Annotated in this window: 17 protein-coding genes; 5 read left to right on the forward strand and 12 right to left on the reverse strand. The window is 41.5% G+C overall.

Annotated elements, in window-relative coordinates; translation table 11 throughout:
- Positions 1–12: 12 nt before the first annotated feature.
- Positions 13–1,566 carry an acyl-CoA carboxylase subunit beta gene (locus QVD32_RS04830; protein ID WP_021892100.1) on the reverse strand — a complete coding sequence of 518 codons (1,554 nt, stop codon included), beginning with the start codon at positions 1,564–1,566 and terminating at the stop codon, positions 13–15.
- 4 nt (positions 1,567–1,570) lie between these two features.
- The gene (mce, locus tag QVD32_RS04835; RefSeq protein WP_008860903.1) at positions 1,571–1,984 is read right to left on the reverse strand and encodes a methylmalonyl-CoA epimerase; all 414 of its coding nucleotides are present in this window, start codon (positions 1,982–1,984) and stop codon (positions 1,571–1,573) included.
- Positions 1,985–2,330: 346 nt separating this feature from the next.
- On the opposite strand from mce, the gene dnaK reads away from it, so the two are divergent.
- Positions 2,331–4,241: a molecular chaperone DnaK gene (gene dnaK / locus QVD32_RS04840; RefSeq protein WP_008860904.1), complete on the forward strand. Its 1,911-nt coding sequence runs from the start codon at positions 2,331–2,333 to the stop codon at positions 4,239–4,241.
- Between the two features lie 358 nt (positions 4,242–4,599).
- On the opposite strand, the gene QVD32_RS04845 is transcribed toward dnaK, so the two are convergent.
- From QVD32_RS04845 to QVD32_RS04855, 3 genes are all read right to left on the reverse strand, one after another.
- Positions 4,600–5,538: a ribose-phosphate pyrophosphokinase gene (locus tag QVD32_RS04845; RefSeq protein WP_008860906.1), complete on the reverse strand. Its 939-nt coding sequence runs from the start codon at positions 5,536–5,538 to the stop codon at positions 4,600–4,602.
- 78 nt (positions 5,539–5,616) lie between these two features.
- On the reverse strand, positions 5,617–7,335 hold the full coding sequence (locus QVD32_RS04850; protein ID WP_021892099.1) for an alpha-amylase family glycosyl hydrolase: 1,719 nt from the start codon (positions 7,333–7,335) through the stop codon (positions 5,617–5,619).
- 12 nt (positions 7,336–7,347) lie between these two features.
- Positions 7,348–8,163: a patatin-like phospholipase family protein gene (locus QVD32_RS04855; protein ID WP_021892098.1), complete on the reverse strand. Its 816-nt coding sequence runs from the start codon at positions 8,161–8,163 to the stop codon at positions 7,348–7,350.
- 324 nt (positions 8,164–8,487) lie between these two features.
- On the opposite strand from QVD32_RS04855, the gene QVD32_RS04860 reads away from it, so the two are divergent.
- The 4 genes from QVD32_RS04860 to fmt all read left to right on the forward strand — a co-directional run bounded on the left by QVD32_RS04860 (position 8,488) and on the right by fmt (position 13,268).
- Positions 8,488–9,051 (forward strand): L-threonylcarbamoyladenylate synthase, encoded by a 564-nt coding sequence (locus QVD32_RS04860; RefSeq protein WP_195241998.1) that lies wholly within the window; start codon positions 8,488–8,490, stop codon positions 9,049–9,051.
- Positions 9,048–10,460 (forward strand): sugar transferase, encoded by a 1,413-nt coding sequence (locus tag QVD32_RS04865; protein WP_021892095.1) that lies wholly within the window; start codon positions 9,048–9,050, stop codon positions 10,458–10,460. Before QVD32_RS04860 ends, QVD32_RS04865 begins: the two co-directional genes overlap by 4 nt.
- A 70-nt stretch (positions 10,461–10,530) precedes the next feature.
- Complete coding sequence (locus QVD32_RS04870; RefSeq protein ID WP_040295909.1) at positions 10,531–12,294, forward strand: chloride channel protein; 1,764 nt, start codon at positions 10,531–10,533, stop codon at positions 12,292–12,294.
- Between the two features lie 5 nt (positions 12,295–12,299).
- Entirely contained in the window at positions 12,300–13,268 is a 969-nt protein-coding gene (fmt, locus tag QVD32_RS04875; RefSeq protein ID WP_008860912.1) for a methionyl-tRNA formyltransferase, read from the forward strand.
- Positions 13,269–13,276: 8 nt separating this feature from the next.
- Here the strand turns inward: fmt and QVD32_RS04880 are convergent, their stop codons facing one another.
- The 7 genes from QVD32_RS04880 to QVD32_RS04910 all read right to left on the reverse strand — a co-directional run bounded on the left by QVD32_RS04880 (position 13,277) and on the right by QVD32_RS04910 (position 23,438).
- A complete protein-coding gene (locus QVD32_RS04880) occupies positions 13,277–14,215 on the reverse strand; it encodes an EamA family transporter (protein WP_118687438.1) in 939 nt (312 codons plus the stop codon).
- A 90-nt stretch (positions 14,216–14,305) separates the two neighbouring features.
- Entirely contained in the window at positions 14,306–15,688 is a 1,383-nt protein-coding gene (locus tag QVD32_RS04885) for an undecaprenyl-phosphate glucose phosphotransferase (protein ID WP_008860914.1), read from the reverse strand.
- A 130-nt stretch (positions 15,689–15,818) separates the two neighbouring features.
- Positions 15,819–17,621, reverse strand: coding sequence for a DUF349 domain-containing protein (locus QVD32_RS04890; RefSeq protein ID WP_118687437.1), 1,803 nt, complete (start codon positions 17,619–17,621; stop codon positions 15,819–15,821).
- Between the two features lie 82 nt (positions 17,622–17,703).
- Entirely contained in the window at positions 17,704–18,546 is an 843-nt protein-coding gene (gene cas6, locus QVD32_RS04895) for a CRISPR-associated endoribonuclease Cas6 (protein ID WP_021892092.1), read from the reverse strand.
- Positions 18,547–18,567: 21 nt separating this feature from the next.
- Positions 18,568–19,836: a M16 family metallopeptidase gene (locus QVD32_RS04900; RefSeq protein ID WP_118687458.1), complete on the reverse strand. Its 1,269-nt coding sequence runs from the start codon at positions 19,834–19,836 to the stop codon at positions 18,568–18,570.
- A gap of 2 nt (positions 19,837–19,838) precedes the next feature.
- Positions 19,839–20,660, reverse strand: a complete 822-nt coding sequence (locus tag QVD32_RS04905) for a peptidylprolyl isomerase (protein WP_021892091.1) — start codon at positions 20,658–20,660, stop codon at positions 19,839–19,841.
- Between the two features lie 213 nt (positions 20,661–20,873).
- Positions 20,874–23,438, reverse strand: a complete 2,565-nt coding sequence (locus QVD32_RS04910; protein WP_021892090.1) for a T9SS-dependent choice-of-anchor J family protein — start codon at positions 23,436–23,438, stop codon at positions 20,874–20,876.
- Between the last annotated feature and the right edge of the window lie 101 nt (positions 23,439–23,539).

Raw genomic sequence — 23,539 nt, forward strand, 5'->3', positions numbered from 1 at the left:
TACTTTAATGTATTACAAAGGAATATTTCCGTGCTTTTTAGCCGGATTTGTTAACTTCTTAGTCTGTAATTGCTGTAATGCACGTATAATACGGAAACGGGTATTACGAGGCTCGATAACGTCGTCGATATATCCATACTTGGCCGCATTATAAGGATTAGCGAACAACTTGGTATACTCGGCTTCTTTCTCGGCCATAAATTTAGCTGGATCCTCAGCTTCTTTGGCTTCTTTGGCATAAAGAACTTCCACGGCTCCGGCCCCACCCATAACGGCGATTTCGGCAGTAGGCCATGCGTAGTTCATATCACCCCGTAATTGCTTACAGCTCATCACGATGTGCGAACCGCCATACGATTTACGCAACGTGATAGTCACCTTAGGCACAGTAGCTTCACCATAAGCATAAAGCAATTTGGCTCCATGCAGGATCACACCATTGTATTCTTGTCCGGTTCCCGGCAAGAAACCCGGTACATCGACCAAACTTACAATAGGAATATTGAATGCATCGCAGAAACGCACGAAACGAGCAGCCTTGCGGGAAGCATTACTGTCGAGAACACCGGCCAAATATTTAGGCTGGTTAGCGACAATACCGACAGATTGTCCATTGAAGCGGGCAAAACCGATGATGATATTTTTAGCATAATCTCGCTGTATTTCCAAAAATTCACCATTATCGATAATAGCACCGATTACTTCGTACATGTCGTACGGACGATTAGGGCTATCGGGAATAATTTCGTTGAGAGAATCCTCTAAACGATCGATAGGATCATTACAAGGAACCAAAGGAGCTTCCTCCAAGTTGTTCTGCGGTATATAGCTGATGAGTTTACGAATAATAGACAGAGCTTCTTCTCCATTCTCGGCAGCGAAATGGGCTACACCCGATTTGGCAGAATGGACTTCGGCTCCACCCAAAGCCTCTTGTGTAACATCTTCGCCTGTAACGGTCTTTACCACTTTCGGCCCGGTCAAAAACATATATGAAATACCCTTCGCCATGATCGTGAAATCGGTCAAAGCAGGAGAATATACCGCACCACCGGCGCACGGGCCCAATATAGCTGAAATCTGGGGTATAACTCCAGATGCCATGATATTACGTTGGAAAATCTCGGCATAACCAGCCAAAGCATTGATACCTTCTTGAATACGAGCTCCACCCGAGTCGTTCAAACCGATACAAGGCGCGCCCATTTTCATGGCCATATCCATGACTTTGCAAATTTTCAAAGCCATTGTCTCGGACAAAGAACCACCGAACACAGTAAAATCCTGAGCGAAAACATAAACAAGGCGACCATCTATCGTACCATAACCTGTAACGACACCGTCGCCTAAAAATGATTTTTTCTCTTGTCCGAAATTGGTACATCTGTGTTTCACAAACATATCCAATTCTTCAAAACTGCCTTCATCAAGGAGTTGCGCAATACGTTCACGAGCCGTATACTTGCCTTTCTCGTGTTGCTTATCGATAGCTTTCTGTCCACCGCCCAAGCGAGCCTGAGCGCGTAGTTCTATCAGCTCTTGTACCTTTTCAAGTTGATTGCTCATATTCTTATTTATTAGGATTTTCACAAAGTTCGGTTAATACGCTACAAGTGGATTTGGGGTGAAGGAATGCGATGTTCAACCCTTCGGCTCCTTTGCGGGGAGCTTTATCGATAAGGCGTACCCCTTTGGCTTCTACTTCGGCCAAAGCATTGGCGACACCGTCTTCGATAGCGAACGCCATGTGATGAATTCCCTCGCCGCGTTTTTCTATAAATTTGGCAATAGTGCTGTCCTCGCTTGTCGGCTCCAATAATTCGATTTTGGTCTGCCCCACTTTGAAAAAGGCCGTCTTCACTTTCTGGTCGGCAACCTCTTCAATAGAATAGCATTTAAGACCTAAAATGTTTTCATAATAAGGAATGGCTTCTTCGAGACTCTTTACAGCGATTCCCAAATGTTCAATGTGAGAAATGTTCATAATAATTAGTATTTAGTTAACTATACTTTCGATAAAAATTCCTGTTTATAAGATTGGCAAATTTACATCATTTCGGTTTAATAACGAAATAAATCGGGGAAATAAGTACAAACAGAACCAACCCATACCCGCTCGTTTGCGTTTTTTAGATAAACAAAAGAGCAAAGTCAATATGACAAATCGACAGCATTACTGACACAGGACAACAAAGCGCTTTGGAAAAGTCTGACAAAAAAAACATTTTCCTTGCTTTCGTTTTTTGGCATAACATTTGAACAAGATGCAGTGTCTATAAAAAAACAGACAGTAAACAAAATAACGAATTAACAATAAAAGATATAAAATTATGGGAAAGATTATTGGTATTGACTTAGGAACAACCAACTCGTGTGTCGCCGTTATGGAAGGAACCGAGCCGGTAGTAATTGCCAACAGTGAAGGCCGTCGTACGACTCCTTCGATCGTGGCTTTCGTAGATGGTGGTGAACGCAAGGTGGGAGAACCTGCCAAACGTCAGGCCATCACCAACCCTACGAGGACTATTTTCTCGATTAAACGTTTCATGGGTGAAACATTCGATCAGGTAGCTAACGAAATTTCTCGCGTACCTTACAAAGTAGTAAGAAGCGATAATAATACACCGCGTGTAGACATCGACGGTCGTCTCTATTCTCCACAAGAAATTTCGGCAATGATTCTTCAAAAAATGAAAAAAACAGCCGAAGATTTCTTAGGGCAAGAAGTAACCGATGCCGTTATTACCGTACCGGCCTATTTTAACGATTCTCAACGTCAAGCCACGAAAGAAGCCGGTGAAATCGCAGGCTTGAATGTACGTCGTATTGTCAATGAGCCTACTGCTGCCGCATTGGCCTACGGCCTTGACAAGTCAAATAAAGACATGAAAATCGCCGTATTTGACTTGGGTGGTGGTACGTTCGATATTTCTATTCTTGAATTGGGAGACGGTGTATTCGAAGTAAAATCGACCAACGGTGATACTCACCTCGGCGGTGATGACTTCGACCACGTTATCATCGACTGGCTTGCCGATGAATTCAAAAAAGACGAAGGTGTCGATTTGAGAGAAGACCCGATGGCTTTGCAACGTTTGAAAGAAGCAGCCGAAAAAGCTAAAATAGAATTGTCGAGCTCGACATCGACCGAGATTAATTTACCTTACATTATGCCGGTGAACGGTGTACCCAAACACTTGGTTAAAACATTGACTCGTGCCAAATTCGAGCAATTGAGCGACCGATTGATTCAGGCTACTATCGAACCGTGTCGCAAGGCTTTGCAAGATGCTGGTCTAAGTGCCTCTGACATAGACGAAGTAATTCTCGTGGGTGGTTCTACTCGTATCCCTGCTATACAAGCGATTGTAGAAAAATTCTTCGGAAAAACTCCTTCAAAGGGTGTTAACCCCGATGAAGTAGTTGCAGTAGGTGCTGCCATTCAAGGTGCGGTATTGACTGGCGATGTGAAAGATGTATTATTACTCGATGTAACTCCCCTTTCATTGGGTATCGAAACACTGGGTGGCGTAATGACCAAATTGATTGACGCCAACACGACTATTCCTACCCGTAAATCGGAAGTCTTCTCGACGGCTGTCGACAACCAGCCCTCAGTTGAAATCCATGTATTACAGGGTGAGCGCCCTATGGCAAAAGACAACAAAACTATCGGTAAATTCCATTTGGACGGGATCCCGGCAGCCATGCGGGGTGTGCCTCAAATCGAAGTCACGTTCGATATAGATGCCAACGGAATCTTGAATGTATCGGCCAAAGACAAAGGTACAGGTAAAGAACAAAGCATACGTATCGAAGCATCGAGCGGTTTGACCGACGCCGAAATCAAACGAATGAAGGACGAGGCTGCTGCCAATGCTGAAAACGATGCAAAGGAAAAAGAACGTATCGACAAACTGAATCATGCCGATGCTCTCATCTTCCAAACCGAAAAACAGCTTAATGAAATGGGAGACAAGATTCCGGCAGACAAAAAAAGCGCTATCGAGTCGGCTCTGGCTAAATTAAAAGAAGCCCACAAAGCTCAGGATATTGCCGGTATCGATGCCGCTTCGACCGAATTGAACAATGTATTGCAAGCTGCCGCCCAAGACTTGTACAATGCTCAGGCTCAACAACAAGCTGCCGGAGCACAACAAGCTCAACCGGGTGCAGATGCTTCACAAAGCGGAAATAATGGTAAAGATGTTACCGATGTCGATTTCGAGGAAGTGAAGTAAGTTGCAACAAACAACGATAATGAAAAAATAATCTGTGTAGTAGTTACACAGATTATTTTTTTTAACGTCCTCTTCCTTCATTCCATTATCCCCAATAATCCAAAATTCAGACTCTAAATTCTACTCTCACACGAAAGCTAAGGATAATAAAGGGTGGTTAATTCTCGAACCTTTAAGACATAGGTTCAGCCTCCCTATCCATTGTTATATTCCTCGTTTTCTTATCAATATTTTTCAATTCGAAAAAATACAGGGAAAACGTTCAAAATGAATTTACCCTCGCTCCTAAAAAATTACCGGGCCTATTTGCTTTTTGCAATAGACCCGGTAACATTATATTAGATTCTATACTTCCCAATTACAGAAGGTACTGCGAACTGATAGACTTATTCTCGTAGACCCGACGAATAGTATCGGCAAACAAGTCAGCGATACTGAGGATATGTACCTTATCGCATTTTTTGGTGTAAGGAATACTATCCGTGAAAATCAATTCGGTCATAGAAGAGTTTTGAACCCGTTCGCTGGCAGGGTCGCTCATCACGGCATGAGAAGCTATAGCACGTACCGAAAGAGCTCCTCTGCTCATCATTAAATCGGCTGCTTTGGTTATCGTCCCGGCCGTATCGACCATATCGTCTACCAAAATGACATTCTTTCCTTCTACATCTCCTATCACTGTCATGCTTTCTACCACATTGGCCTTAGCCCGTTGTTTATGGCATAAAACCAAAGGTACACCCAAGTATTTGGCATAAGTACTGGCTCGTTTGGAACCACCCACATCGGGGGTAGCAACCACCATATCTTTCAATTTCAAAGACTGAATATAGGGAATAAATACAGACGAAGCATACAAGTGGTCTACCGGAACATCGAAGAAACCTTGTATTTGATCGGCATGCAAATCCATCGTTATAAGGCGATTGATACCTGCAACGCTCAATATATCGGCCAACAATTTCGCAGCAATGGAAACACGTGGCTTATCCTTGCGATCTTGGCGAGCCCACCCGAAATAAGGAACAACAGCTACAATCGACTTGGCAGAAGCTCGTTTGGCAGCATCGATCATTAATAACAATTCCATCAGATTGTCGGAATTGGGAAATGTCGATTGCACTAAATAGACTTGACAACCACGGATCGACTCTTCGAAAGAAACGGCAAATTCTCCATCGGCAAAATGCTGAATGTTCATTTGACCTAACTCACAACCCAGACTATTACAAATTTTCTCAGCGAGATACCTTGAATTGGTTCCCGAAAATACCTTGAAAGGAGGTGTTTGACTCATGATTTTTGTGTGTAAAACAGAGATTATTAATTGTACGGCAAAGGTACAATTTCTATTTCAAAATTTTCCTGTACTTTTTTATTTTTTCTGTATCTCTTTGGAAAAATTTTTTAACTCTATTTTCCAAACCGCAGCTCCATACCCCGAAAGGGCGCAAGCAAACGGTATTTCGGGACTCAACTCCTTCATCTCTTTATCTCCTCCAATCAGTTCTAATGCCTCGTATTTACCCGAAACTATTTTCATCGTTTCGAATGCATGATCGGGGATATTGATCTTCACATTCGCCTGCCGGTCATCGAAATTAACAACAATAACTAATAACTCATTTCCATATTTACGAAGGAATGCATATTGTCGATGCGGATTAAAGCTTGGATTTTCCCCATTGACATACATCAAATCAAAGAAATCGCCACGAACAATAGCCGATTCCAAACGACTGATATTAAGAACCGTTTTATACAGATTTCGCAATTTTTTCTGCTTTGCCGACAATTTAGATACCGAGCAACGCCCGCTATCGTACCACTGTCTAACCGTGGTCACGCTCCAATAGTCGAATATCGTCGTACGACCATCTTTTCCACTGAATCCCTCGGCATCCTCTGCACGCTCACCCAATTCCTGTCCGAAGTATATCATCATAGGCCCCGTATTCATCATCGACGAAACGACCAATGCAGGGAGGACTTTATCGGCATCACCGGCAAACTGGTCGGAAGCGAAGCGCTGTTCGTCATGATTTTCGAGAAAATTCAACATTTTTCCTCCTATTCCATCGACAGACTGCCAACAATAAGTGAGCTGGGCAGCCGATACCTGATGACACAATACCCCTCTCAATTTATCGTACAATCCTACTTTATCATATAGGTAATCGAATTTACCTTTCTCGATATAAACCCGATACAACGCCTGATCATAAATCTCTGCAATGAATATAACCGAGGGGTAATTTTCTTTCACTTTCGAAATAGCCCAATTCCAAAATTCGACAGGAACCATGTGGGCCATATCGCAACGAAAAGCATCAGCACCTTTCCCACACCAGAATAGGAGAATATCGAGCATTTTGTACCATGTATCGGGTATAGGGTCGAAGTGACAACGGCCACCTCCTGTATAATCCACTCCATAATTCAGCTTCACCGTTTCATACCAGTCATATTCTCCCGGGAAAGCCCCGAAACAATCGTTTCCGGTTGCCTTCGCAGGATATTCGAAATAGCGCTCCTCTCCTTCACCTATGTAAAATTGCGGTGTAAATGCCTGCCGAGGTATGTAATAAAAATTATTGGAAGGAGAAAAATGCATCTCCTTGTTGTCATGAGCACCCAAATCATCGACACCTTCTGGCGCAGTATCAGAATGGTATTGACGAGCCACATGATTCGGCACGAAATCAAGTACTACTTTCAATCCGACTTCATGTGTACGGGTTACCAACGCCTCGAATTCTTGCATACGTGTCGATGGTTCTTCGGCCAAATCGGGATCTATATCATAATAGTCTTTGATAGCATAAGGCGACCCGGCTTCACCCTTAACCACATATCTATTATCCTTTCGAATCCCATATTTCGAATAGTCTGTCTTGGTAGCGTGCTCTATAACCCCCGTATACCAAATATAGTTCGCACCCAACTTTTTTATCTCTCGTAAGACTTTCGAGGTAAAATGGTTTAACTTACCGGCTCCATTCTGCACATAAGCACCATTAGGGACACATGTATCGCACATATTAGAGAACAATCGGGGGAGAACCTGATAGATGACTATTTTCTCATCGGACATATCGCACGTTTTTTATTTATTCAATTCATTTATTTTGGAAGCATGTTTTCCTGTAAAAAGTTTCAATGTCTGCTGATAGCCGACATTAGCGATATCACGCAAAGCATGAATATCAAATACGGCATATCGTGCAGCCTCTTTCATAGGAATAAAAAGATCGCACAATTTCATATCTTCGATCACATTGCTTTTAGACATGAAGCTATATGAACGAACCGCTATATCCAATATCGATTGCTTATATTGCTTATTAACTAACGGGCTCACATTGATACCTATAACGACATCGCACTCGGGACGAATGGGGTAAACCGGCAAATTACGCAAGACACCTCCATCGACATAATGCGTACCATCGATAAGAACCGGAGGAAATATAATGGGAATACTACACGAAGCCGTTACCCGCTCGGCAATCTCTCCCGATCGCCATGCTACATACTTTCCATGATCAAGGTCGGTAGCCGTAACGACAACCGGGATAGACAAATCCTCGATATTGACTGCTCGCAACGACTTTTGCAAGAAATGTTTAAACCGATCTATTTTAAAAAAGCAGGAACGGGGCAAAGTTATTTCGGCCAAATCATTGAAAGACAAACCTGAAAAAAGGTCTAAGATTTCATCGGGTGAATAGCCGTCGGCATAAAGTACCGCGATAACAGCTCCTGCGCTCGTACCGGATATTATATCCGGCCGAATCCCCAATTCTTCCATTGCTTTCAATGCCCCTACATGGGCAAAACCTTTGGCTCCTCCCCCGCTCAACGTCAAGCCTACACGATAGGGGCGAACTTCTACCGGCAGATTCTCTCTTTCTCTTGCCATTTTCATTTTCGTTTACTGTGCGAAGATAGCATTTTTCAATAAAGCCACAATATATTATGTAGCAAACCATTTATAAATAATGCTTTAAAAATATGTCGGGGAACTTAAATCAAAGTGTACGACGAACTATCACCAATACACCGCCTATCGTCTCATTAATGAAAAGTTCCCCCAAAGCGCGCATACCGGCAAATAAAAAAAAGAAATACTACCCGGGAGTTTTTTTCAAAACAGCTTCTAAAAAACGAAGATTTGTTCACCATTATGCTTTCGTTTGTATTATCTTTGTTTTTTGAACAGAAATAAGAGGATATGCCCATGACAATCAACGACGATATAAAACAGGCTTGCGAGGTCATGCAGCGGGGGGGAATCATTTTATATCCCACCGACACAATATGGGGTATCGGTTGCGATGCTACCAATGCAGAAGCGGTACAACGAGTTTATAAAATCAAACAGAGAGCCGACAGCAAAGCCCTTATTGTACTTACGGACAGTGAAGCGAAAGTGGAATATTATGTTTCGGAAGTACCCGAAACGGCGTGGCAACTACTCGATGTGGCCGTAAAGCCTCTTACCCTCATCTATCCCGGAGCACGCAACCTTGCAACGAATTTGCTCGCCGATGACGGAAGCATAGCCATACGCATCACAAAAGAACCGTTCTCACAACAATTGTGCCGACAGTTCAGAAAAGCTATCGTATCAACCTCGGCCAATATCAGCGGGAATGCGGCTCCCCATAACTTTTCCGAAATATCGGACGAAATAAAAAATGCCGTCGATTATATCGTAACGGCACGCAGAGACGAAATAAAAGAGTCCCTCCCGTCGAGTATCATCAAACTCGAAGCCGACGGAACTATCAAGATTATACGAGAGTGATCAACAGTAAACGACAAATACGGAGATACGTACTGGTGGATTACCTTACATCGAATGTATCGTGGTTCCTTTTCAATATTGTCCGTTTCCATTTTCCGGGAATTGCAGCGGGCGAATCATTGAAAATGTATTTGCTTTCGCCTCGTGTCATAGAAGGACAAATACTTTTCCCGCTGTTAATGATGTGCGTCTATTATTTGTCGGGATATTACAATCAGCCTTTTTTCAAATCTCGCATTCAAGAATTAATACAGACATTAGGATCTGTATTGGTCAATACACTGTTTATATTTTTTATTGCCCTCATCAACGATGTTCTACGAATAAGAATAGACAATTACGAATTGCTACTTGCTTTATACGCTTTACAATTTGTCTGTGTATATACAGGGCGGGCCATTGTCACAGGAAATGCCACATCTATGATTCACCGCCGAAAATGGCAATTCAACACGCTTATCATCGGTTGTGGCCCCAAAGCAATCAAGCAAATGAGAGAACTCGAAGAACCCAGACAATCGCTCGGTTATCATATCGTCGGATTCATTCGAGTCAACCACGAAACGCCTGCCCCGGAAGCCGAAGGAAGGACATACCCGATAAAACAATTATCCTCGCTGTGTAAACAAATGAACATTCAAGAGCTTGTCGTTGCCCCGGAAGAAAACGATTTAGCAGAGCTTCATAAACTTATCAATACACTATATCCACTCAACTTACCCATAAAATTGGGGACAGACGAGTTTAACATTATCTCTTCGAGAGTAAGACTAACCAACATCTATGGGGCTCCGCTCATCGACATGAGTAATTGCGCTATCTCCGAGGGAGAAAAGAATATGAAACGAGTAATCGATATATTTGTTTCTTTTATCGCATTGATCTTACTTTCTCCTTTGTTTCTACTCTTAGCCATACTAATTAAAAAAGACTCGAACGGTCCCATATTTTACAAACAAGAGCGCATAGGTTACAGGCACAGACCGTTCAAAATTTACAAATTCCGAACGATGAAAGCCCATGCAGAAACCGGAATCCCTTTGTTATCGGAAGAAAACGACAAGCGGGTTACTAAAATAGGGAAAGTATTACGGAAATACAGATTGGACGAATTACCACAGTTTTGGAATGTATTGAAAGGAGACATGTCTCTCGTAGGGCCGAGACCTGAACGGGAATACTTTATCCGTCAAATCGTCGAACGAGCTCCTTATTACGTATTATTGCATCAGATACGCCCCGGAATCACATCTTGGGGAATGGTAAAATACGGATATGCTCGAAACGTCGATGAAATGATAGCTCGGTTGAAATACGATATTCTTTACTTGGAAAATATGTCTTTGCTGGTAGACCTCAAAATTATCATCTACACCATCAGAACTGTTATTACAGGAAAAGGAGTATAAATAAACATATATGATTGAAGACGAAGATATAGAAATAGAAGATACCCAAAGGGAAGATAGGCACGATTTGATGATGCGGCTGTTGATGTGGAGGGAAAAACACATCAATGAACACAATTTCGTTTTAATTCTCAGTTTTATTATCGGAATTTGTACTGCCGCCGCTGCTCTCATTCTTAAATTTCTCATACATTTTATACAACAGTTGCTAACATCGCATTTCAATGCCGACAGCGCCAACTATCTTTATCTCATATACCCGATAATAGGTATTTTATTGGCCGGCTTGTACGTACGTTACATTGTAAAAGACGATATCAGTCATGGTGTCACCCGCATACTTTATGCCATATCGCAAAAGAAAAGCCGGCTTAAACCACATAATATGTACACATCGGTCATCGCGAGTTCTATCACAATCGGATTCGGAGGATCGGTCGGAGCGGAAGCTCCCATCGTTTATACCGGGGCTGCGATCGGTTCGAATATAGGAAGGTTGTTTCGCCTCGACCAACGATTACTAATGCTTTTGGTGGGTTGCGGAGCTGCCGCCGCCATTGCGGGAATATTCAAGGCCCCCATCGCCGGAATCTTGTTTACACTCGAAGTACTGATGATCGATATGACTGCAACTTCGGTTTTACCTTTACTCATCTCGTCGATTACCGCAGTCACTGTTTCTTATATCTTTACCGGATACAATGCCGAATTTAGTTTCGTCCAAACCGAACCGTTCGTCGCCGCCCGCATACCATACGTTATTTTTCTCGGTTTCTTTTGCGGATTTGTTTCTCTTTATTTTACCCGCATTATGAACCGTATGGAAGATATATTCCGCCGGATAGGGACTCCATGGAAAAAATTCATTCTCGGTTCGCTCATTCTAAGTTGTTCTATTTTTCTATTACCGCCACTGTACGGCGAAGGTTATGGAGCCATTACCAGCTTGCTGAACGACAATCTCAAACAACTGGCCGAAGGGAGTTTATTTTATACTGAGAATGGAAATATGTGGGTCATGATGCTCTTCTTGGGACTCATCATACTCGTAAAGGTATTAGCGACCAGTGCGACCAATGGCGGAGGTGGTGTAGGAGGAACCTTCGCACCCAGTTTGTACGTAGGGTGTTTCGCAGGTTTCTTCTTTGCCTATGTTCTTAATCATACAGGACTATTACCCATGGAGCTTTCTGACAAAAATTTCGCATTGATGGGTATGGCAGGAGTCATGGCCGCCGTTATGCACGCCCCGCTCATGGCTATTTTCTTGACAACAGAACTTACCGGTGGGTATGATTTATTCCTACCGTTAATGATTACCTCGACCGTAGCTTATGCAACGATAAAAGTGTTCGAACCACATAGCATATATACCATGCGTCTGGCAAAAAAAGGAGAACTACTCACCCATCACAAGGATAAAGCCGTACTTACTCTTTTGAAGATGGACAGTGTCATCGAAAAAGATTTTATCGAAGTACACCCGAATATGAGTCTCGGAGACATGGTAAAGGTTATTTCGCAATCCCATCGTAACATATTCCCGGTAACCGACAATGACAATACATTATTAGGCATCGTCATACTCGACGACATACGCAATATCATGTTTAGGCCAGAACTGTATAACCGTTTCTATGTCAGAAAATTCATGACCATGCCCCCAGCCAAAATAGAAATAGGGAGCAACATGGATAATGTCATGAAATTATTTGACCAAACCAACGCATGGAATCTACCTGTCGTAGAAAACGGGAAATATATCGGGTTTGTTTCCAAATCAAAAATTTTCAATTCGTACCGGCGGGTACTCGTTCACTTTTCTCAAGATTAAAAACAATGGAAAAACAAGATTTACGCATCATCTATATGGGTACTCCCGACTTCGCTGTCGAGAGTCTGAAACGCCTTGTCGAAGGAGGATACAATGTCGTGGCTGTTATTACCATGCCTGACAAACCGGCCGGCAGAGGCCACAAAATACAATACTCTCCGGTCAAAGAATACGCTCTGAGCCGAGGTTTACCGATTCTACAACCGGAGAAACTGAAAGACGAGTGCTTTATCGAACAGTTGAGAGAGTTACACGCCGACCTGCAAATTGTCGTAGCTTTTCGCATGCTTCCCGAAATCGTATGGAACATGCCCCGTCTGGGTACTTTCAATTTACATGCTTCGCTTTTACCTCAATACAGAGGAGCCGCTCCTCTCAACTGGGCTATTATCAACGGCGACACAGAAACAGGAATCACGACATTCTTCCTCAAACACGAAATCGATACGGGCGAAATCATACAGCAACGAAGAATCCCTATACTTCCCGAAGATAATGTAGGGACAATACACGACAAACTAATGACATTGGGCGCCGATATGGTAGTCGAAACTGTCGACGCCATTATCTCCGGGAATATCACCCCTATCGATCAAGCCTCTATCCAAACTAACGAACCCTTACGGCCTGCGCCCAAAATATTTAAGGAAACATGCCATATCGACTGGAAAAAGACAAGCGAGCAAATCCATAACCTCGTGAGGGGACTGTCTCCCTATCCGGCCGCATGGTGCGAATGGATATCGCCGGATAATAATCGTTTCGGAGTAAAAATATACCGTACAACCCCCCTACCCTCCAAACATAACTATGCACCGGGGTCTATACACACAGATGGAAAAAATCATATTGACATAGCTTGTACCGACGGATTTATACGGATAGAAGAGTTACAACTCGCCGGAAAAAAGAGAATGGCTGCACCCGATTTATTACGGGGTTTTCATCTCAACGACGAATTTCGTTGCGAATAAAAAGCCGACTACTTCCTACGTACCGGAACGGTATGCACAACATGTCCGATAAAAGAAACAATTTTACGGGGAGAAAATGATTTCGCCGCAACAATGAGAATTACGGCAACAAGGATCATAAATATACCGATTCCCAACCGCAACGTAAAAATCTCACCAAACACAGTCACACCGATAATCACGGCAGTGAGAGGCTCCAATGCACCCATAACAGCCGTAGGTGTAGAACCGATAGCATGAACGGCCATAGTCATCGTCACCAAAGAAATAACCGTAGGGACCAAAGCTAACATGATAGCAAACAGCCACATACGTGGAGTAGTAAGCGGTTGCAAATAATTACCTCCGTCGAAAAACGAATGAAAGACTATGGCTACCATACAAAACAGCAAGACATAAAAAGTCAGCTTTATAGATGAAAGTTTTATCGATGACTGATTGATTACGACAATATAAAGGGCATAAGTTAACGATGCAATCATAACCAACGATACGCCCAAACCATTTAATCCGGCTCCTGTTCCTCCCCGGTAAAGCAAGGCTATCCCCGATAGAGCGAGAATAATAGAAAACATAGTCACCGGCGATATACGCTCCTTAAAGAATAGAGACATAATGACAGCTACCATTATAGGATACACAAACAACAAAGTCGAAGCTATACCGGCATCCATGTGGTGAAAACTCGTATAAAAAGTCAGAGAAGACACAGCAAACAAGATTCCTAACAAACACAATGTTTTCACCTCTTTGCGAGACAATCTAAATGACTGTTTCTGAATAAACAGAATACATGCCAAAACAACTGCTGCCAATGAAAAACGATAAAACAAAACCGAATTCGAATTTAATCCTTCTTGATATAAGAATAATGCCCCCAACGGGTTTGTTCCATAACTGACCGCAGAAACAATTCCTAATATTGTACCCTTGACTTTCAGATTCATCTTACTTTATTTTTCGGGGTGCAAAGATAGCAAATCTCCAAAAGAAAGAATTATTTTTGTAGGACTTTTTCTGCTTGTTATAAAACCCTCTTAGAATGCATTTTTTTCTCCACGAAAAGCATTCACGACAGTGAGGAATATAATCTTGATGTCGAGCCAAAAATTCCAATGTTCGATATACCAAACGTCATATTCTACCCGACGTTCCATCTGCCACAACTCCCGAGTCTCCCCTCTATACCCGTTTACTTGTGCCCAACCGGTAATGCCCGGTTTAATAAGATGACGAAGCATGTATTTATCTATAATCTTCGAATAATCCTGCGTATGTTTCACCATGTGAGGACGCGGACCAACGACCGACATATCCCCCACAAAAACATTGATAAATTGAGGTAATTCGTCCAAACTCGTCTTCCGTAAAAATTCTCCGACTCTTGTTTTTCTAGGATCATGACGAGAAGCCTGCAACTGATCGCTATTAGCATTGACTTTCATCGTCCGAAACTTATAGCAATTAAATTCTTTCCCCTTAAATCCTGTCCGTTTCTGCTTAAAAAATACTGGACCCGGAGACGACAATTTAACGGCAATAGCAATAGGAGTGAAAATAATGGGAGAACAAACCAGTACAATTGATGAAAACAATAAATCGAACACCCTCTTCAAGAAACGCGAAAAGATATTTTGTAAAGGTTCTGGATGCAACGAAAGAACCGGGACATTACCCACTAACTGAAATTCGAGCTGACGATGAATATATCGACCGACATCGGGAACCATATAAAACGAGATATTACTGGCTTCGGAAAACTTCAATAACCGAGTTATCTTTTCTTCTTGCCTCATCGGTAACGCACAATAAATCTCATCGACTTTATTTTCTATCACGAAATCCTCGACAGAAGAACAGTCCCCTTGAAAATTCGGCAAAGATTTCTTTAACGACAGATTATCATCGAAAAAGCCCATAAATTTATAGCCATATCCGGCATCGGAACGTAACTCGTCTAATAATTTTATACCCATAGCCCCGGCTCCTACAATAACTACTTTCTTGAAGTTATAGCCTTTCCGTCGAAAATATTTCAAAAGTTTTCTCGATCCGATCCACCACACGGCCAACAAGACCGATAGAAGCAAATAGAACCTCAACAATACTCGCGCTCCAATATTATCGATTTGCAAAAAGAATATCAATAATAGAAAAACCGCTAAGTGGCACAACACGGCCTGTGTAACTTTTATCAAGACTCTATCGACATGTAAAATACGCAATTCATGTATTTTTGCAAAAAGTGAAAATACCGGGAAATAAGAAAGATTAAGTAACAGCCATATTATTTTCACACCAAATCCGCCGTCGAATCCGCCACCCCAATAACAAACTACGGCATAGGCAATATTCAAGCAAAAGAAGTCGCCGATGACAATCAGTGACTTTATCATATGTCCATACCGCCCACGTGCCATTCTCTCTTTCTTACTTTTTTACACGACTAACTACATAAATATTTTTCAGAGAGCTTTACTTTTCTCCCGGAAATAACAGGGCAACTCCAATTTATTGAGCCGCCCTGTTTATAAAATACGTTGTTCTTAATTACAAGTTCTTATCTATAAGTTGCACTTTTTGTTCGATAAGCTGCATATCCTCTCGAATTTTTTGCATTTTCCGTTCCATCTCTTTTAACAAGCCACCGGATTTCTTCGAAGATATATTCAAAAATCCTATATTATTCTCATAGGTTTTCAACTCGCCTTTTTTCTGTTCATACATGCGCAAAAGTCTTTCTCTCTCCCGATAGAGTTTATCGTGGTTCGTATCGGCCATTTGCTGTACCGTAGCCGAGAAGTTACTTAACCGATTGCGATTCTCATTCATATTCAAACGGGAGAAAAGAGTATCGAGCAAAGACTGATATTCTTTATATATTTTATCTTTCTCTTTAAAAGGTACATGACCGATCGAATTCCACTGAGCCATCAAGTCACGAACTATTTTGACGGCTTCTGTACTATCCATAGATTCATCTATCTCTTTCAATTTAGCGATAATACCCCGTTTGTTTTCCAAGTTTTCTTGTTCTACTTGTCGAGTGGAAACCAATTGTTCATTCTTTTGCGCAAAGAAATAATCACATGCCGTAACAAAACGTTTCCAAATAGCATCGGAATGTTTTTTAGCCACAGGGCCTATTGTTTTCCATTCTTTTTGCAAAGCGACAAGAATATCGGCAGTAGCTTTCCAATCAGTACTGTCTTTTAATGCCTCTGCTTTTTCACACAACGCTTTTTTCTTTTCGAGATTCTCTGCCATTCTTTCCTTGACAGCTTTGAAGTACTCGGCTTTTTTTGCAAAAAATTCATCGCAACTTTTACGGAATCTCTCGAATAACTGATTATTCATCTTCCGTGAGGCAAACCCCAACGTTTTCCATTTACCCTGTAAATCGAGAACTTGCTTCGTAGCATCGTCCCATTGAGCAAAAGAAGTCAATAAACTTAAATCCATCGACTCGATTTCCTCACATAAAGCAATCTTGGCTTCTTCATTTTTACGTTCCACTTCTTTACGCGCCTCAAAAAAACTTTGATAGCGTTTATTTACTTCTGTTGAAGCATCTTTAAACCTATTCCACAAATCTTCTCTCAGCTCCTTGGCGACGGGACCTATTCCGCGCCATTCGTCATGCAATAATTGTAATTGCTTAAATGCTGCTACAACATCGTCATTTGCCAATAATGCTTCTGCTGCATCACAAAGAGCGGTCTTCTGTTCCAGATTTTTCTTGAAATCATAATCCCGTAACTCTTTATTTATTTTCAACAAGTCATAAAAATTCTCGACGTAAGACTGGAACTTTTTCCAAAGACCAGACACCGCCGCCGAGGGTAATTCGCAAGGCTCTTTGAACGATTGCTGCAACTCTTGAAAACGGGTATATTGTTTGTTTATATTATCCGAATCTTCGGTAATAGATTTCATCTCTTCCAAAATTTGTTGCTTACACTCCAAATTTTCTTCTCTTTGCTTTTCGAGCAAGGCCGTATATTCGGCTTTTTTCTCTCGAAAAACAGATAACAAAGACTTTAATGTTTCCTCCTGTTCATCGGGCATTGGCACAAATTCAGCCTCTGGGTTACCCGCGGCTATAAAGGCGTTACGAGCCTCTTCTATTTCAATTTTTTTCTGTTTATAATAAGCCTGTTTCAGTTCGTCAACTTCATCTTTGACTTCTTCAACCGAACCTTCTACCAGTTTTCTCAACGAGTCTATAATTTCTTCTCTCGAAAGCCGTGAAGTCGATTGTACCGAATTTTGTTCCTCCTCGGCGGGAGTAATAGTTTGACCTGCAAGAAGTTCTTCTGTATTCATGTCAGGTTTTTCAAGCGCTGTTGTCATAGTATAATCTATTTTTATGAGGAATAAACTCTCTATTATCTATACAAATTAAAAAAAATATTTTGTCATTTCATACAAAAAATCATATTATTTTCACAGAAGTATCGTCTTTTTCATCAGAAAGGAAATTTTGGTCATTAGGAGTCGTATCTTGACGAAGAATCTCTACACAACCAAAACCAAGATTTACTTTCTCCCCTATTCCCGTTTCATACATTATCTGATGGAGAATAGGACTCATCGATAATTTGAATTTATACATATATCCTATAACTTTCGACTCTTCGGGAGTAAACCGCATCATAAAAATTCCTTTTCTTTTCGGTTCGGAAAGCAAACTCCATGAAAATCCTGTATCACCATCAAAAGGCCGACCGAAAATCTTTTCATATTTTCCCAGCACCGAGCGATAAAAACAATCGGCATACCCGGGATAATCGGGCCCGACATATTCCATGCTCCGATTGGGGCGAGCCACCATAAACACGATTGGAGATAAAGCCAAATACTCTGCTTCCTCTCCAAACCCAGGAGCCGGACATTCAACGATATCTTCGACCTCTAACTCCACCCGACTACGCCTATCCCCAAGTACAAAAGTTTCTCCCGAAAAAAGTTGCTTTACAAACTCGTGAGTTCCCCGAACAGGCAAAAAAGAAATCCACATTTGAACCCTCTTCACCAAAATATGTAATCTGTCATACTCTACCCGAATGCGGGGGATATATAAATTTGAAAACGAAAACAAGCGATTACGGCAATCATCGATCGGTGCGAAACCGTTGCTCGAAAGCCAGTGTAAATATAGCTCGAAATTTTCCCGAATACGACGATATACAGCTGCCGACAATTCGTATTGGTAGCTTACAGGCAAAACACTACCAAAACTTTCCGATTTAACCGACAACACTAACTTAAAACGCATAGTACTATTCTATATCTTTTATCAATCAGAGACATCTGTTATTATTTCTCGTTTTGCATGTACCGATTTGTACCATAATGTAGAACTATTTTCCGGGACAAACAATTTTTCCGCAATACGCCGCAAATCGAAAGGGGTAAGTTTTTTATATTTTTCAACTTCTGTATCAATATTTTCCGCTCCACCCAACAATTCATAATAAGCTAAATTGGTGGCTTTATTCAGATAGTGCAAATTGGAAAACAAATCGTTTGATTCAAAACGATTTATCACCTTATCCAATTCCCTTTGCTCCAACAGTTCTTCCCTCATTCGTCGCAATTCCATTTCAATGGCTTCTTCTCCCTGCTCCAACGAAATTCCCGGTGATAGTTTCCCTTTCAGTAAAAACAAACCGGGCTCTATATCACCGGTAATAGAAGAATCTATTTCTGTAAATAGTTTCTTTTCCATCACCAACCGTCTATACAACCGAGAGGATCGACCGGAAGCCAATACATCGGAAAGAGCATCATACCCCTGATAATCGGGATGCTTACGGTCTACCATATGATAGGCCTTAAAAATCGCATCTAAGGGAACCTCTCTTTCCACTATCTTTTTATGAGGTTTTGTCTGAACCGGCTCCTGAGGTAAATCGCGGCAAGCGACTTCTCTTCGAGAAATAGGAGCAAACCATTTCTCACAAAGCAATATGGCTTCATCGAATGGTAGGCTTCCCGAAATACTCAATATCGCATTGTTGGGCGCATAATGGGCAAAAAAGAATTCTTTTACTTCTTCCAATGATGCATTACCAATATGCGAAGTATTTTTCCCGATAACAGGCCACCGATATGGGTGTACCCGATAAGCCATCGGTCGCAATAGCAAGAACGAATCTCCATAGGGTTGGTTCAAATTACGTTGCTTGAACTCTTCTATAACGACTTGTTTCTGTACAGACAAAGACTCGGAAGAAAAAGCAAGGCTTAACATTCTATCCGACTCCAACCAAAATGCCGTCTCGGCATTATGCGTAGGTACTACCGTATAGTAATTGGTCACATCGTTACTTGTCCACGCATTATTCTCTCCTCCTGCTTTTTGTAGAGGGGTATCGAAATCGGGAATATTCACAGACCCACCAAACATGAGATGCTCGAACAAATGTGCAAATCCTGTCCGCTCCGGCGATTCGTCCTTCGAACCGACATCATAAAGCAGATTCAACGCAGTCATTTTCGTAGAGCCATCGTAATGATGAATGATGCGCAATCCATTAGGCAATATGTGACGACGAAACGATATCACTATTTGACCACTTTCATTTTCAAGATTTTGACATCGGTTTTAGGCCTGTCGGCAGAGCCTGTTTCGACTTGTTGTATCTTGTCTACAACCTCCATTCCGTCTACCACTTCACCGAAAACAGTATATTCACCGTCTAAATGAGGCGTTCCGCCAACAGTCGTATAAGCTTCACGTTGCGCCTGCGTGAGCGTCCGCTTTCCTTCCTTCTTAATTTGTTCATGAGTTTGAGCGATCAATGTATCTTGCAACGCTTGCAGTCCCTGCATATCACGATTTCTACGCATATTCATGATTTCCTCCCTATGATTTGCCGCCAACGACTGAAAAACCGATTGCTCTTGCTGCATCTGCATTTGACGTTCCAGCTGGTCAATCTGTCCCGGATTAAAAACTTTACCCGTGACAATATAAAACTGGGAACCCGAAGAGGCCTTCTCTGGATTTACCTGGTCTCCTTGCCGAGCCGCGGCCAAAGCACCCCGTTTATGAAAATATTTCGGATAAACGAACTCTGCGGGAATAGTATATCCCGGATCACCCGTACCTAACATTTTTCCTACCGGAGCATTTTTGGACGTGCCATCGCCTCCTTGAATCATAAACTCATTAATCACTCGATGAAACAAAGTCCCGTCATAATATCCTTCCTCGACCAACTTTATAAAATTATCACGGTGAGCAGGTGTATCATCATAAAGTTTCACTTTTATATTCCCCAAAGACGTTTCCATAAGGACTACCGTTTCCTTATGACTTCTCGACTCACAACTCATACTGATTATTATAGTTAATAACAAAATAAAATAAATCGTCTTATCCATACAATTGCAGTTTTAGCAATTCCCATTCATAAAATCAATATCGGCTCAAAGCCTAATCAAGCGAATAAATTTACTTTTTAACGTTGATATATCATATATACAAAGGTACAAAATTAAATAAATTATTAACAAAGGGAAAAAGAAATTTAAACTTGTAGATAAAAAAACGTCATGAGAATAATTCTCATGACGTTTTTTATGAATAGACAGTAATTATTTCACCAATACCTTAACTGTACTTGTCCCTTGTGGTGTTGTCAACCGTACCAAGTAAAGCCCCTCAGAAACAGAAATCTGGGCACTGTTTTCAAATTCTACTAATTCCACAAGCTGTCCAGAAACGCCATAAACCTCCGCCAACACGTTTTCGCCTTCTATCGATTCCAGACAAATAGCATGGTCTCGGCTATATACCTTTACGGTCGGAACAACTACATTTTCAATCCCGCTATACTGAGTTGTAAACACATACTCTTCGACCTCAGACTCCCCGGATTCATATATTGCTTTTACACCAGCTGTATATGTACCATCATCTAATGCTTCGAATGTATAGGAATTATCAGTTATCGCAGATGCTTTTTTCTCTCCATTCAAATATATATCATAGGTAGCATTTCCAACTTCGGGAGCCGGAGCATCGTCCGAAGGACCGACATAAAAATTGTCCACTTTAAGCATCCACCCGTCATTAGAAACATAATTAACCGCTAAATAAACCTCCTGATCCACATAATCTTTCAAATCGACTGTTACTTCATACCAACCGCTCTCGGTAAAAGTATAATTATATAGTTCGACAAACGAAGAAAGATCGGTCTGGACTCCTGTGGAAGCCAACACCTTAATGGTTTCGGGATAAACCGTAGCCATACTCGGATAAACATGCACGTAAAAATGAGCCACATACCCCTTGTTGATTTTCTGTTTCGGAGAAACGAGCCAGTCGTCCGACAGGTTGCTTTGGACTCCAAAAAACATGATGTATTTTTTCCCGAAAACCGTATTTAAAAATGCATCGCTATCACACCGGGGGGTCGTTTTTTCAGGATTGAATACCATTACCGGGGATTCGCCTTGTTCAAGTCCGGGAATAGATATATGCGTATTATTTATGGTTATACCGTAAGGACGCAGACGATCTTTATCGAAAGTGGCCCAGCCACCGAATTGGGTCGCAAAATCATCATACTCTTCGAAACTATCGCTCCAACCCAAATCTTGATTCCACCTAAACAAGACATCGGTCTTCTTATCCGTGTCACGATAAGAAAAATCAACAGATAGATTATATGGAGCAGTAATTTTTTCCACCAACGACAAATTTATCTCCATATCCTTGTCTATATCAATGAGCGTATCTACCGCCAAAAAGCGATCATCGTTAATACTAATCATATATTCCCCTTTTTTCAAAGAAGCAAAATGAGATATTCCCGATTTGATTGTATCGGTCACCTGATAAGAACCGGAAAGATAGTTCACAGCCACTCCCTCGGAAGAACCTCCGTTCGTAGAAACTTTTACTTTTACATCGGCATAATCCGAAGTCGCCGGAACTTCTAACGTCGTTGTCGCTATATCCGACTCGGAAACTTTATAAACCGACTTAACACCCAGCGTATGTATTCCAGCCGAAAGATTCTCAAAGATAAACGAGTTCGTTTTAACCGACCCGATCTCTTGTTCATCTAAATAAACCGTATAACTTTGAGGGGCATCACTCTCCGCTGCTTTGCGAACACGACGTGTTTTCGGAAGACGAGCTTTTATAGACGAAGGATTTAACTTTGCCGGCCCTACATAAAAATCATCAACCATCAACATCCAACCAGCTTGTGTAATATATTGAATGGCAATATAAACATCTTGTCCTTCGTACTTCGAAAGATCATACTCCATCGTAAGCCATTGTTCCCATTTAACTGACTCATAATTACCCTGTGTCAAAGGTTTGAAATCACTTTCCTCTGTTCCGGTGGTCGATATCCATACCTTGAATTTTTCAATAGGAGCATCCGCTGCTTTGGCTTTAAATCGAACGACGTTATTTACACCGACATGTACCTGAGGGGTTATCGCCCAGTCATTATTCGTAGTTCCGCTTGCCGTACGAATAAATCCCATATATTTCTTTCCACTATAAGCTCTCAATTGAGGGGCATAAAACCACCATGAAACGTCACCTCCCGTAGTAGAGACATAAGCTTCGTCGGGAGCAATAATAGTCGCATATTGTTTCAAGCTACTATTCGGATAACCTCCTTGCATTAACATAGCAGCTTCTGCCTGATCCTTATCGATTCCGGTCCACGGAGCGAAATCGAGCGTAAAAGAGGTATAATTCTCGAAATCATCGAAGAAATAATCGGTCTCCTCATTCCAAACCAACGAAGCATCATTAACTCCCGTTTTAGGATCATGGGCTAAAACCGATTGCAAATTATAAGGTGTACGTACCGGTTCTTCCAACTTAATCTTTAACACGGTATCGCCTTTTATATCCAAAGCAGAATTATCATAAGTCTTTAATCCCTCTTTTTCAATCACCAAATGGTGTATACCGGAATATATATTATTTATTGTATAAGTTCCATTCTCACCTAGTACTCGGTCATAAATCAATCCCGATTCTACCCGTTCCAAATGAAACGGAGTCCCAGCCATATCCTCTCCTGTAACAGCCGAAACCTCCAAAGTCAATGTACAAGGTTGCTGAGCCTCAACAATAAAAAAACTTAACAGAGCTGTTACAAAACACAAAATTTTTCTCTTCATTTTTTCTACAAAAAGTTTGGGTTTATAGTTTCAATACAATTTTGAAACAAATTCTTACAAATCTTTCTCGAAAGGCACAAAGAGGACTCCTCAGTACGGAG

The sequence above is a fragment of the Barnesiella sp. genome (assembly GCF_022723415.1).
Taxonomy (GTDB): domain Bacteria; phylum Bacteroidota; class Bacteroidia; order Bacteroidales; family Barnesiellaceae; genus Barnesiella; species Barnesiella intestinihominis.